This is a genomic window from Flavobacterium rhamnosi, assembly GCF_048286515.1.
Taxonomy (GTDB): domain Bacteria; phylum Bacteroidota; class Bacteroidia; order Flavobacteriales; family Flavobacteriaceae; genus Flavobacterium.
In genome coordinates, this window is record NZ_JBLVPS010000007.1 from 22681 (window position 1) to 36554 (window position 13874).

14 protein-coding genes and 2 tRNA genes are annotated in these 13874 nt (G+C 33.7%); 11 read left to right on the top strand and 5 right to left on the bottom strand.

Going from position 1 to position 13874, the window contains the following annotated elements; all coding sequences use genetic code 11:
• Positions 1–345 precede the first annotated feature (345 nt).
• The 3 genes from ACNQGN_RS07625 to ACNQGN_RS07635 form a co-directional block, all read right to left on the bottom strand.
• Positions 346–690 (bottom strand): plasmid mobilization protein, encoded by a 345-nt coding sequence (locus ACNQGN_RS07625; protein WP_417987245.1) that lies wholly within the window; start codon positions 688–690, stop codon positions 346–348.
• A 627-nt stretch (positions 691–1317) separates the two neighbouring features.
• Positions 1318–1575 carry a hypothetical protein gene (locus ACNQGN_RS07630; RefSeq protein ID WP_417987246.1) on the bottom strand — a complete coding sequence of 86 codons (258 nt, stop codon included), beginning with the start codon at positions 1573–1575 and terminating at the stop codon, positions 1318–1320.
• 98 nt (positions 1576–1673) lie between these two features.
• Complete coding sequence (locus tag ACNQGN_RS07635; protein WP_417987247.1) at positions 1674–2069, bottom strand: helix-turn-helix domain-containing protein; 396 nt, start codon at positions 2067–2069, stop codon at positions 1674–1676.
• Positions 2070–2238: 169 nt separating this feature from the next.
• Here ACNQGN_RS07635 and ACNQGN_RS07640 point away from each other — a divergent pair, with 169 nt between their 5' ends.
• The 8 genes from ACNQGN_RS07640 (at position 2239) to ACNQGN_RS07675 (ending at position 8285) form a co-directional block, all read left to right on the top strand.
• Entirely contained in the window at positions 2239–3090 is an 852-nt protein-coding gene (locus ACNQGN_RS07640) for a hypothetical protein (protein ID WP_417987248.1), read from the top strand.
• An 11-nt stretch (positions 3091–3101) separates the two neighbouring features.
• Positions 3102–3833: a hypothetical protein gene (locus tag ACNQGN_RS07645; protein WP_417987249.1), complete on the top strand. Its 732-nt coding sequence runs from the start codon at positions 3102–3104 to the stop codon at positions 3831–3833.
• Positions 3834–4072: 239 nt separating this feature from the next.
• Complete coding sequence (locus ACNQGN_RS07650; RefSeq protein ID WP_417987250.1) at positions 4073–4423, top strand: hypothetical protein; 351 nt, start codon at positions 4073–4075, stop codon at positions 4421–4423.
• A 31-nt stretch (positions 4424–4454) separates the two neighbouring features.
• Complete coding sequence (locus tag ACNQGN_RS07655) at positions 4455–4793, top strand: hypothetical protein (protein ID WP_417987251.1); 339 nt, start codon at positions 4455–4457, stop codon at positions 4791–4793.
• Positions 4794–5013: 220 nt separating this feature from the next.
• Complete coding sequence (locus ACNQGN_RS07660) at positions 5014–5334, top strand: hypothetical protein (RefSeq protein ID WP_417987252.1); 321 nt, start codon at positions 5014–5016, stop codon at positions 5332–5334.
• Between the two features lie 156 nt (positions 5335–5490).
• The gene (locus tag ACNQGN_RS07665) at positions 5491–5808 is read left to right on the top strand and encodes a hypothetical protein (protein ID WP_417987253.1); all 318 of its coding nucleotides are present in this window, start codon (positions 5491–5493) and stop codon (positions 5806–5808) included.
• Positions 5809–6358: 550 nt separating this feature from the next.
• Entirely contained in the window at positions 6359–6628 is a 270-nt protein-coding gene (locus ACNQGN_RS07670) for a hypothetical protein (protein ID WP_417987254.1), read from the top strand.
• Between the two features lie 4 nt (positions 6629–6632).
• Positions 6633–8285, top strand: a complete 1653-nt coding sequence (locus ACNQGN_RS07675) for a recombinase family protein (RefSeq protein WP_417987370.1) — start codon at positions 6633–6635, stop codon at positions 8283–8285.
• On the opposite strand, the gene ACNQGN_RS07680 is transcribed toward ACNQGN_RS07675, so the two are convergent.
• Positions 8245–8317, bottom strand: a tRNA-Met gene (locus ACNQGN_RS07680). The two genes, ACNQGN_RS07675 and ACNQGN_RS07680, sit on opposite strands and share 41 nt — an antisense overlap.
• Positions 8318–8349: 32 nt before the next feature.
• Positions 8350–8422 (bottom strand) — tRNA-Met (locus tag ACNQGN_RS07685).
• A gap of 118 nt (positions 8423–8540) precedes the next feature.
• Here ACNQGN_RS07685 and era point away from each other — a divergent pair.
• The 3 genes from era to ACNQGN_RS07700 all read left to right on the top strand — a co-directional run bounded on the left by era (position 8541) and on the right by ACNQGN_RS07700 (position 13771).
• Positions 8541–9422, top strand: a complete 882-nt coding sequence (gene era / locus ACNQGN_RS07690) for a GTPase Era (protein ID WP_417987255.1) — start codon at positions 8541–8543, stop codon at positions 9420–9422.
• A 162-nt stretch (positions 9423–9584) separates the two neighbouring features.
• Entirely contained in the window at positions 9585–10895 is a 1311-nt protein-coding gene (gene der, locus ACNQGN_RS07695) for a ribosome biogenesis GTPase Der (protein WP_039109002.1), read from the top strand.
• 92 nt (positions 10896–10987) lie between these two features.
• Positions 10988–13771 carry an outer membrane beta-barrel protein gene (locus tag ACNQGN_RS07700; RefSeq protein WP_417987256.1) on the top strand — a complete coding sequence of 928 codons (2784 nt, stop codon included), beginning with the start codon at positions 10988–10990 and terminating at the stop codon, positions 13769–13771.
• The last annotated feature ends 103 nt before the right edge of the window (positions 13772–13874 follow it).

Sequence of the window (13874 nt, forward strand, 5' to 3'; positions counted from 1 at the left end):
TAGAGAAAGTTTTCATTATTACAAATGTTTGGCTTGCAGCGTTGTAAAATTCCTTTTGCGCTGTATTGCTTTTCCAAACTGCTTCCATTGAAAACAGAGTTCGTTATGTGATTGTGAAAACTAAATCTATAAATTTTAATAGATATAACCTATTCTAAAACTGTCCGTGTCACCGAATATTTTTTGTGAATTTTGGCATAATGTGTAAAGGTTCATTATAATAATCAAAGCTAAATTTCAGATAATTTAATCTTACCGTTTTCCACATTTTGAGAAAATAAATAAATGCAATCCTCTAGATCACTGCAACTATGTTTTCGCAATTTTTTGAATATGTTTTTTACCTCATCTACTTTGTTGAAAAGGATTTTTTTTCTCCAACTCATAAGAAAATAGCCAGTTTCTAAATTCGGCTATTTCGTGTAAGGTATGCAGCTTTTTAACAGCCTGGTTAAAGTTGTTGCCAATCCTGTTCAGTTCGCTTCTTAATCGCATCGATTCCGACATAAACTCATCCAAAGATTGATTCCTATAAGTGGTTACAATGGGTTTGTCGAAAATACTCCGCCGCACATAATCACTAAGCTTGGGGCAAGTGCTGGCTTTCCATTTCTTTTCAATTTTCGCATATTCTTGGGGAGTTAGTCGCAGCCCAATTATGCGTGTCCTGTTTGAATTTTCTGTTTCCATTATTTATCATTTTCATTGTTTTCAAACTCTTTTTATCCTTTCAATGTCACTGCCCACGAGTTCCGAGTGTGGGGCAGCAAGATGCGGTTGTTTAACAACCGGACATCTTGCCGATTGCAGGAACGTTGCAATCTTTCAGCTTTTTAAAGGTTAAAGGCTAATTTAAAGCTAGTGTGTGACATAAACAATCATGGGTAAATTTTAGGGAGCCCTAAAATATTTTTGAAAAGAAAAAGGAAAAAAAGAAAGCTGTGTAAAATTGGAAATACAGCAAACGGAGTGCTATAAGTCCCGTAGGGTGGTGCTGCGAAGAATGAGCGGTGCCATTATGGGCTCGCAGTTGATGAATGTCCAATACCTTAGTTGTACTTTTTGTGATTTTTTATTGGGACGCTTTTGAGATCTTTAGGGCGTATTAAAGCTGTAACAATATTTATTTCGGAGGTCTTTGAAAGTGTATGCTCCCTTATTCCCAATACTGAAAAAAATGTGCCTAAATAATTATTGTATCTTGAATAAGGAAGCATACTTTTTCAAATCAATTCATTTTAATTAATGTGTAAAATTCTGACTGTTTTTAGGAAGGTTTTTGCACATGATTTGAAAAAAATAGCAATCAAAAATTATTTAATTGCTTTCTTGAAGTAACGTAATAGTATCGGCAAGATTATGATTTGTTATGTAGTCCAAAACAAAATATTCTACCTCTTTTTTATTCTCGAGTGAAGTGGAAAATGAGTTCAAATAATACTCTGTATTTTCATCAGCAATATGAATAATTTCAGTGTAGCCTTTTGAAATTAAAGTGCCTTTTAATTTCAAAATTTTAAGCGCTCTGCTATTATCAATTTCTTTTTTAACTCGCAGCTTTATAGTTTTATCCATTGTACTTGTTTTTTTCAGAATGTTATGTAATATTCTAAAGCAAGACAGAGACTCTTGCGGGTCTCTGTCTTTGAATTAATATATCTCTTTATAAAAGGTTATTTCTCTTTTAGTAATTTCTCTAAATATTCTACCTTCTCTTTTTCGGATTGAACTAAGCGTTCGTAAAGTTCTACAACTTTATCAAGAGGATTGAATGTGCAATTATGGTTTACAGTTGGGCCACTATTAATTACAGATCCTTCATAATTATTCTGAATATTATTTAATACGGTTTCATCACTATAGTTTTTAATTGCCTCAGCAGAAACACCTAAAACTTCTGCTATTGCCTGTAATTTTTCATCGTCTATAGTTTCGCTTGCTTCAATATTAGAAACGGATTGCTGACTCATACCAATCGCGGTAGCTAATGCTTCCTGTTTCATACCTCTTAGTTCTCTGATTCGGCTAATATTTCGGCCTATATGTTTTGGTTTTGTTGCTGTATTCATAGTTCAAAGATATTTAAAATTCTGTCAAAAAAAGCATTGGTAAAAAACAAGTCAGTTTTGGTTGGATACAATTGCGAATGGTTCGGTACGGTACTAAATCTTCCTTACTTGCTGTGTATTAAACAAAAATACAATTTTTCGGACTAGTATTAACTAATAAATTAAAATTATGAAAGCAATTGACAAGGGAGGATTACAGACAGTTAAGAACATTATTGCTGAAAGTATCGGTACCACTGGTATTTACTGTTTTGGAGAGAGAAAGAAAAGCCAATCGGTTTTGAATCCTTTTTCGGAAAATAATTATAAAAAGGAGAGGAATACCCATTTCTATTTATTGGTTTTGACAGACGAACATATAATTAAAACGGTATCTGATATTACGGATGTTATAAAAGTCAAGACAGAAGGACGTTATACAGTAACGATGTTACTTCATAAAGGGAAATCGGGTAATTATCTCACACCACATCAATTATATTTTTACCATCAGGTTTTAACCAAAGGGTATAAAGTGTATGAGCGTGAAAGTATGCCTCCGATTATTGTCTTTGATGAAATTCCAAAACGTAATTTAGATTACATCCGCTCTTATTGGAAAAACAGAAGTGTAGTGGCTAATAATTTTTTAAAAGGCCAATATCATGTAGACTATGCGAATACGGGAGAGGTTCAGGAATCTATGCTACATATTACTGTAGAGCAAATCTGCCTAGGGCTCATCAATGTGTTTTTAGGATATCATCCCAATCATTTTTCGATGGCTTATTTGTTTGAAATCTGTGAAGTATTCACTCCTCTTACTTCTGAGATATTTCCACGAACTAGCGGTGAAGATAAAAGACTCTTTGATTTATTAAAAGCACATCCAACTGCACTTCGTTGGGTTAGCCTGAAAAAATCATGCCTAGTAGATACTGACCTTCTAGCGAAGAGATGCAAACTATTTCATGAACAAGCTTGTGAGCTTGTAGAAGCTGAATTGGAGCGTATTGAAAATCTGTATAATAAAGAACTTTAAAAATTTGAATTATGTACCACAATATTTTAACTCAGAAAGATTATCAAGACTATAGCCAAATAATGAAGACAGTCAAACTTCTATTAGAGTTTATAGAGACAGACTCCATCTATTTCTCACGGCATCTTGAAAGGGAAGTCAATATTGGTATTATCACGGTTATGGTTAGTGATAATAATATGGATAGTTGCGATGATATTTACGATAATGCACGAAAAATTTTCAAATCCCATCCTGAATTTTCATTTCGGGTCTATAATGCAGATTGCGTAGTGATGGAACTCAATAAAGGCAATGCTTTTTTTATTATGCATTGTAGCGAACACGAACTGGTGTATAGTGTCGATGATAGCAGTAGTGTTATTGCTTTAGAAAAATTTAATGCAAAATGGCTTATAAGGAAGGCTAAAAAAACGTTTTACCCAGATTTGTATACAAGTGAAATTATTGGATGGGATATAAGTTTTTATTTAAGATGTGAAAATTATTTAATGGCAGCTTATACGATGCATCAACAACTGAGCTCACTTTTTGTTAGTGCATCATGGTATCTGACGGGGAATAAGTTAGCTCACGGCGATATTGAAAAACTGCAAAAAGACTTGGGCAAGTTTTCCAGTACTCTAGGCAAGACATTTGACCCCGATAAGAAAGAAGAGTGGTTTGTTTTGGAACAACTCAAAATGCTCGTGCTGCAATCCAATGGAATGCAGAAATTGAACCTGTCAGTAAGGAAACTGTAAAAGTAGCATCTGCAAAAGTGGATTGGGTTAAAAAAGAAGTTCGAAGATTATTCCTGCAAAGTGTAGCTCGGAGCAAAGAAAGATTGGGTATGTCTAATGACAATTGACAATTGTTGACAGACATATCGTAATGGGTACTGATGTGCTGGAACCTAGGGGTTTCAATGTTAATTTAGGACACAAAGTTCCTATCTATTTGGATATTGAAACCAGAGTCGAAACAAAAAAAAATAAATATCATGGAAACAAGTAAAATTAAAACCCTCGAAGAATTTAAACATTTTGCCTCTTATCATTTTAAGGAACTTAAACCGGTAGAAAATATAGATGCAGCTCATATCCTTGAAATTAGAGTGTCAGGTTATTCAGATATGATTAGATTGGCCTGTAATCTAGTGAAAATGTGTGCGTATGTTACCCAGTCAGACGGGCCATATATCACAGATTTGGTAAAAGATCGACATATCGATGTTTGTTCAGTACTAGAACTTGCATTGCAATTAATTCCTCATGAAGAGATAGAAGTATTGGATGAAATTCATCAATTACTCCTTGATGATGTATCGAGTAGTATGAAAGAGAGTAAATAAAAGAACAATTATAACCTAAAAAAACAAAATCATGGAAACACTAAATAAAGAATCGATAGCAAATTTCTTAGAACGAATGAATAGAATCAAATATTTCACGCAACTAACACCTGATGAAAAAAAAGAGAATTTGTTTGTTCTGGAATTAAAAGTTTCAGGTTACAATGAACTAAACTTAATGGTTGCCGATATACTTAAAGTAAGTATTTTGGCTTTAGATAGTGACCCGCCGTATATCTCACATACCATTCGTAATCCTGAAATAAACGTTTTGGGTTTGCTGGAATTGGCACTACAACTAATGCCGCATGGAGAGCTTGAATTGCTCGATGAATTGCATCAATTTTATTTGAAGCAACGACAGCAGTAAATTAATTTCCAGATTTATTTTGAGGAGGTAAGGCCAAATATTGTTTGCTTTTACCGCGACACTAGTAGCTATAATCAGCCTCCTTTATGGGGCTAAATTGAACCATATGTTTATAATGCAAATAGATGATAAGGGAGTGTTTTTAAATACAGACGTAATAAATAAGATTAAACACCCACATATTAAATGCTTTTTTTAGTATTAACACAAAAAAGGAAACATGAATGACAAAAGTTTGGACGGTTTAATAAACCAATTGACACCGTTATTTATTCAAATACAGCACTTGCACGAAGAGGCCTATCATATCTATAAACCACAAGTGGAAGATTTGATTAAAACACAAACAAAAGACGGAAATACCATTGAGCGACATCTAGATTATTTACTGGATCATTGTGGTAATGAAAAAGTATTAGAACTTTTTAAAAAACTTTGCCGTTATTATTGGGATATCGACCCAAGAGCAACTGCTGATTACATCCTGATTTACAAAGAACATTGGGACGATGATCATTTGATTTCCGAAGAGGATGAATGATTTGTATAAAGAAACGGGTTCTGATTTCAAAAAGCTATTTATGAAAATAAAAACAGCTGTTGGAATCCAACATTAAAAAGCTGTAAATCCAAACGGGACTTGCTGTATCTCTAAGATGTTAAAGTATAATATAATAACTTAAAAATAAATAAAACGATGAGTGGAGGAGCTTTTGAATACAAACAATACAATATTCGTGAAATACACGAAACGATACAAAGTGAACTTGATGGGATGGGAAATCCTAAACCCAAAAGTGAGCTTTGGAATGATCAATCCTATTATGATCAATACCCAGAAGAATTAAATTGGCGAATTGAAAGTGAGGCTGTTGTGAATGCTTACAAGACAGCTGTTGACTTACTTAAAAAGGCGGAAGTTTATGCGCAAAGAATTGATTGGTATATTTCTGGGGATGATGGCGAAGAAAGTTTTTTACGTAGGTTAAAAGAGGATTTGGAAGCGATTTCCTAGCATAATCTGTAGTGCTGGTATTTATAATAGGTACATTCAGGAGCGTCTTCAGTATATGTAAAACACCAATTTTGATTTACTCAAGCTTGGTGTTTTTTTAATTTAAAGCCTATAAACAAGAAAAGGATATAGGTTGGGTATCATGCGCTGTTTAGGCTTAGAGTCACTTCATGTTTGTGATCTCCGTCTGTATGAAACTTTACGTTTAGACTGCTGAAGATGGATTTGGATTGGATTCTTCTTCTAATGTGTTTTCAAAAATCAATTCCGCGCAGCTATTGGAAATTGCAATTAAGCAGCTTCCTATATTAATGAAAAAGGATTTTTGACCAATCTAGGAAGTGGTTTCTGAAGAAAAGCAAGAATGATATCGCAGAAAATTAAAATTCAAACACTCAATTTATAATTACAGATGCTCTCCGATCATGGGTATATTTTACCTATGATAGAGACAGAAAACATTTCTATCTTTATAAGGAAGTCTGATTTATGTAGAATTAGAAAAATACTGCCTTGGTGGTCTTTAACTATTGAAAAAAGGAGATGCAAGATGGGAAATGAAGAGGAGAATAAAAAAAGAAGAATCACTCCAGAGAAAGCTTTGGAAATGTTTAAGACAGCGGGCACGGACTTAACTCTCGAACAGGGAGAAAGGATGTCTTGCGAAATAAAGAATAAGGGTGCGAGTAATTTAGATCGATTAACGATCGAAGAATTAAGGAAATGTGTAGGTTTTGATGAAATATCAGAGTCGGAGACAAATGAAATAATTGAAAGTTTATTTCAATTAGCAATAGTAGTGTATAATTTAAAAGAGTAACATTATGGGAATCGAAAATTTCAAAAAATTTCAAAAAGATAAAATAGTAGAAAGGGATGCGGTAAAAGAGATTTGGGGGTACACCAGAGTTAGCTCTAAAATGCAATTAGTAAACAATAGTTTAGAAGAGCAGCGAAGTGAAATCGTTCAATTTGCTAACAAAAATGGATATGCTTTGAAAAATATACTTGGAGGAACTTATGAAAGTGCTTCGGGTGACTTTACACGAAAGGAATTCACTAAATTAATAGATGAGGTGAAAAATGCAAAACACAAACCTTTTGGAATAGCAATAAAATTTATTAGTAGATTTTCAAGAACTGGTGGTAATGCTATTGCGATTGTAAATGAGCTAGTGGATAAGTTAGGCGTACATTTAATAGAAACGTCCTCGGGACTTTGTACGAATGATGAATACAGTAAATTAGACATTTACAGTAAGCTTTTAGATGCTAGAAGAGAAAATATGGATCGGTTAGAGAAAACACTTCCAGGAATGAAGACACTGTTGAGTGGAGGGGATTGGCTTGGTAAAGCACCTAGAGGTTATACCATGCGAGGAAAAAAAGTAAGTGATTATACTTTGCTTCAAGAAACGCAATCCATTACAATCAATGCCGAAGGTGAGATTCTAAAAAAGGCTTGGAGATGGAAACTAATGGGCGAACGTGATTATGTGATTAGACAAAAACTGGAACTATTAAATCTGAATATTTCAAAGCAAGGGATTGGTGCTATGTGGCGTAATCCATTTTACTGTGGAATATTAGTTAATTGTTTAATTGAAGCACCAGTGAAAGGAAATTGGGAAGGATTGGTTAGTCAAGAAGATTTCTTGATTGTTGATAGCATGCTTTCTGAAAATAAAAGAAATGCAGTTAAAGAATACATCAGAAGTAAGATTAGTGAGTTTAGACCGCTGACCGGTTTTTTACGCTGTGAATGTGGACGCTTGCTTACTAGTTATGAGGTTCGGATAAGAAACAAACATTATTACAAATGTCAAAAGTGTAAAAATGTTAGCTTTAACGCTTCGACTACCGAAAAATCAAAAACAGAAGGTTTGAACAACTCTTTTGAAACTTTATTGTCAAAATACACACTTAACAGTCGGTTTATCGAACCGTTTAAATTGCAGTTGAATAAGCTCTTTGACACCATGAACACTGAGGGTCTGAGTGAAATGAAGGGTTTGCTGGTGAAGAAAAAAGAGTTAGAAATGAAAATAGAGAATTTGGACAAGCGCTATTTTGATAACCCAAATTTCGGTGATGAAAAATACAACAAGTATGTATTGCAATTTGCAGCCGAATTAAAGGCAATTGAAGAGCAAACGGACAGGAACGAAAAAAAAATATCTAACCACAAAATGCATGTAGAAAAAGTAGTTGATAAAATTAAAAACATCAGTGAATGCTGGAGTAGAGGAGATGTGGAAGACAAAATAAGAATTCAAAAATTAGTGTTTCCGGAAGGATTGTCCATTAGGGCAAAAAATAGAGAGTATCTAACCAAAAAAGTGAACAGTGTTTTTGACTTAATCGCAGTGGTGACAGGGGGTAACGAAGGTAGTAAAAATGAAAAAACCCATCAAAATGTTGATGGGTTCCTCTCAGTAGCGGGAACAGGACTCGAACCTGTGACCTTCGGGTTATGAGCCCGACGAGCTGCCTACTGCTCTATCCCGCGATGTGCGTTTGTAATTTCAATAAAATTCTTAGTAGCGGGAACAGGACTCGAACCTGTGACCTTCGGGTTATGAGCCCGACGAGCTGCCTACTGCTCTATCCCGCGATGTTTCGGGTGCAAATGTACGACGAAATTTAATAAATTCAAACATAAATTTTAAAAAATGTTTTATTTCGTCTATTGACTTGATATGACTACCTTTGCGCAATAAATTTTAATAGAAATGTCACATAAAGCAGGTTTTGTAAACATCATAGGAAATCCAAATGTTGGGAAATCAACACTAATGAATGCGTTCGTTGGAGAAAGATTGTCAATTATCACATCAAAAGCACAAACAACACGTCATAGGATTTTAGGAATTGTTAATGGAGAAGATTTTCAGTTAATCTTATCGGATACACCTGGAATCATTAAACCAGCGTACGAAATGCAGGAATCGATGATGAATTTCGTTAAGTCTGCCTTTGAAGATGCTGATATCTTGGTTTATATGGTTGAAATTGGAGAACAAGAATTGAAAGACGAAGCTTTTTTTAATAAAATAATTCATGCCAAAATTCCTGTTCTATTATTATTGAATAAGATTGACAATTCAAATCAAGAGCAATTGGAACAGCAAGTGGCTTTCTGGACAGAAAAAGTACCTAACGCAGAGATTTTTCCAATATCAGCATTACAGAATTTTAATGTGCCAGAAGTTTTTGGAAGAATTATTGAATTGTTGCCTGAATCTCCTGCTTATTATCCGAAGGATCAATTGACAGATAAACCGGAACGTTTCTTTGTTAATGAAACCATTCGTGAAAAAATATTATTGAACTACAGTAAAGAAATTCCCTACGCAGTAGAAATTGTAACGGAGGAGTTTTTTGAAGATGAGAATATCATTCGCATTCGTTCTCTGATTATGGTGGAACGTGATACTCAAAAAGGAATCATCATCGGACATAAAGGTGCAGCTTTGAAGAAAGTAGGCATGGAGTCTCGTGCTGATTTGGAGAAATTCTTTGGAAAACAAATTCATATTGAGTTGTACGTGAAAGTGAATAAAAACTGGAGAAGCAACGCAAATATGTTGAAACGATTCGGATACAACCAATAAAGTGATTTGGGTGTAACCACAAATAGAGGTTAGGCTATAGATTACAATCTTTGTTGCAAAAGAATTGCAATAAAGAATTTCACTGCTGTCTTTCACGCAAAAAACGGATAGTAAGAATACAAAATAATAGAGTACCTTTGCAAAATATTTGAAATTAGGATTATGAATAACATTGTCGCCATTGTAGGAAGACCAAACGTAGGAAAATCGACGCTTTTTAATCGATTGATACAAAGAAGAGAAGCTATTGTAGATTCAGTTTCGGGGGTTACCCGTGATAGAAACTACGGAAAAAGCGAATGGAATGGAAAGGAATTCTCAGTAATTGATACTGGAGGATATGTACGTGGATCGGATGATGTTTTTGAAGGCGAAATTCGTAAACAAGTGGAACTTGCTATAGATGAGGCTGATGTTATCATTTTTGTAGTAGATGTCGAAGAAGGAATTACTCCAATGGATGACGCAGTTGCGAGATTGTTGCGTAAAGTGACTAAACCGGTTTTACTTGCTGTAAATAAGGTGGATAATGCGATGCGTGAGAAAGATGCAATAGAATTTTATAACCTTGGTCTAGGAGAGTATTATACGTTTGCCAGTATTTCCGGAAGTGGAACAGGGGATTTATTGGATGCATTGATTGATGCTTTTCCAATAAAACCAGAACCAACTCAGGAAGAAGTTGTACTACCTCGTTTTGCAGTAGTAGGTCGTCCTAATGCTGGAAAATCCAGTTTTATCAATGCATTGATTGGTAAAGACAGATATATTGTAACTGATATTGCAGGAACTACCCGTGATTCGATTGATACAAAATTTGACCGTTTTGGGTTCGAATTTAACTTAGTTGATACAGCTGGTATTCGTCGTAAAGCGAAAGTGAAGGAAGATTTAGAGTTTTACTCTGTAATGCGTTCGGTTCGTGCGATTGAGCATGCTGATATTTGTATTTTGATTATAGATGCCACTCGTGGATTTGAAGGACAGGATCAAAGTATATTCTGGTTAGCTGAGAAAAACCGTAAAGGTGTTGTAATCTTAGTGAATAAATGGGACTTAGTTGAAAAAGAAACGATGTCAACTCGTGATTATGAAGCCAAAATCAGAGAAGAATTAATGCCATTTACGGATGTGCCTATTCTTTTTGTTTCGGCACTAACAAAACAACGTTTGTTGAAAGCGTTAGAAGCAACCGTAAAAGTATTCGAGAACAGACAACAACGTATTGCAACTTCAAAATTCAACGAATTTATGCTGAAAGTAATTGAAGCATACCCACCACCAGCGACAAAAGGGAAATATGTAAAAATTAAATATTGTATGCAATTGCCAACGCCAACTCCACAGTTTGTGTTTTTTGCCAATATGCCACAATATGTAAAAGAACCTTACAAACGTTATCTGGAAAATAAAATTAGAGAAAACTGGGACTTTTCAGGAGTACCAATCGATATTTATATTAGAGAGAAATAATATTTGTTAAAGTTTTTGTAAGAAATTACATTTGTAAATATTAAATTACTTAATTCGCTGTCTATTCCTAACAGATAACAGCGAATTTTTTTATGGCAAAATTTTACTCATTTCTATTTCTTCTTTTTTGTTCGTTTTCCTTCGCCCAAAGCAATATTGTTGTTAAAGGCAAAATTCTGAAAAATAAAACTCAGACCTCTATAGAGTCAGCTACAGTTTATATTACTTCGGTACAGGACTCTACTGTAATAGATTATACTATTTCTGATAAAAATGGATTTTTCAAAATGGATATCAAAAAAATCACTAAACCTGTTTTTTTGAAAATTTCTTATATGGGATATCAAACTTTTAGGCAAGAAGTTCCAGCAATTAGCGGAAACAAGGATTTTGGTGTTTTAACTCTATTGGAAGATGAAAATCTTTTAAATGAAGTGGTTATAAAAAGTGAAGCTCCACCAATACGAATTAAGAAAGACACCTTAGAATTTAATGCTTCATCATTTAAAGTTCGTCCCGATGCAAATGTGGAAACCTTATTGAAACAATTGCCAGGCGTGGCAATTGATGCTGAAGGAAAAATTACTGTAAACGGAAAAGAAGTGAATCAGGTTTTGGTCAATGGAAAACCATTTTTTGATAAAGATGGGAAAATTGCGTTACAAAGTTTGCCTTCTAGTATTATCAATAAAGTACAAATTAGCGATACAAAAACCAAAAAAGAAGAATTAACCAAACAAGCAGCAAGCTCCAATAATTCGAGTATCAATTTAACGATAGATGAAAATAAGAACAAAGGTTTCTTTGGCAAATTTATGGGAGGATTCGGAACAGATAATCGTTACGAAAGTAGTGCATTAATCAATTATTTTAAGAATAAGCGAAAAATCAGTGTTTTGGCATCTTCGAATAATATTAATTCAACCGGTTTCTCGATGGACGAAGTTTTCGATAATATGGGCGGCGGAAGAAATTCTTCTTATTTTTATAATAGTGATGGTTCTTATGGATTTGGAAATATGCGTTTTGGTGGCGGAAAAGGGATTGTTCAATCGAATATGATTGGTGTAAATTATGCAGATGAATGGTTTAAAGATTTTGATTCTAATGGAAGTTATTTCTTTACTAATTCAAATTCCGAGAATGTAAGTAAAGCAAAGCAAGTCAATTTTTTGCCTTCAGGTAATTTTTCAACAGAATCAAACGCGAGTACTTCGGAAGACCGCTTAGGGCACAATTTTAATTCTACTTTTGAATATAAAATAGACTCTACTACGACAATATCTTTCTCTCCAAAATTTATTAATGCTACAAATAAATTCAGCAGTCGATCCTCTGAATTGTCTATGGATCAAAATGATCAATTGTTGAATAATAATGTATCTAATAGCATAGAAGAAGCAGATGTCAATAATTTTAAGAATACGATAAATTTTAATAAGTCCTTTAAAAGAAAAGGCAGGTTTTTAAACGTAAACATTGACAATGACAATAAAAAAGAAATATCAGATGTTTTAAATAAATCAAAAACAGTATTCTTTCAAGGATTAGAACCGGATGATAATCGGGATCAAGAAAAGAAGGGTAGAAATGTAAAGGATTTATATTCTTCTGAAATCGAATATACGGAGCCTTTAAAAGATTCGTTAAGAATGAAATTGGGTGTTTATTATCGTTCAGAAAAATCATCAGAAGATCAAAAAACGAACGATTTTGATGCGCTTTCACAATCATATTCCGATGAAAATGCCTCATTAACAAATTATTCTACTTCAAAAATAACAGTTATTACCCCAAAAACCGGATTTGGAATCGAAAAGAAAAAATATAGTTTTGATGTGAATCTGGGAACTACGATTGCTCAATTTGATACTCATTCATTGTATTTAGGTGTGGCAAATAATTTGAATAAAAATTATGTTTTCCCGTTTGCGAATGCATATGGAAGTTTTAAAATTTCAAAATCAAAGTCCATTTATACAAGATATGCATATGACGTTAACTTCCCAACAGCAAGTCAAGTTTTACCAATGGAAAATTTAGCCAATCCTTTAAATACTTTCATAGGAAATCCAAATTTAGATCTAATAAAAAACCACAGTGGTTATTTTAGTTTTAGAGACTTTAATATGACAACACGTTCAGGATATAGTATTTATTTTGGAGGGGATTATTATAACAATCAAGTCGTCTCATCTGTTCTGTATGATGAAAATAGAAAAAGAACCACTACTTATGAAAACGTTTCTGGAACCTACAGTTCTTGGTTTGGAGCATTTTGGAATAAATCCATAAAAAATGAAGCGCACAATTTTAAATTTAGCACTGGCGTATATGGGGGATTAAACGTATCAAAAGGGTTTACCGACGGAGAACTTTTTGAAGCAAAAGCATTGAAGATAACACCTCACATGAGTTTTACCTATGAATATGGAGAATTATTTACAATTAACCCTACTTACAATTTTACGTATAACGATACAAAATACACTAACTATTTAGTCAATTCTGCATCTAATGTGTTGCATAAATTTAACATACAAACCACAAATTATTGGCCTAAAAATTGGGTTTTCGGTAATGATTTCGGATATACTTATAATTCGAATATTGCAGATGGATTTAAAAAAGATTTCTATTTATGGAATACAAGTTTAGCCTATAGTTTTTACGATAAAAAAATGACAGCCAAAGTAAAAGTTTATGATATGCTGAATCAGAACCAGAGTGCTACAAGAACCATTTCGCCAACCGCTATTCGTGATGAAGAAAATACTGTTTTAAAACGGTACCTAATGTTTTCGCTCACCTATAAGATTGAAAAATTTGCTGGAAAAGAAAAACCATCAGGAGGGAATAGGGTTATGTTTTTTTAAAAGACAATGACCATTAACATAGTTTGAAGGAATACCAGTCACTTTTTATAGGATTGAAAAATAGTAAAATCCCGAGGAATCGGGATTTTATGGGTTAAGATAG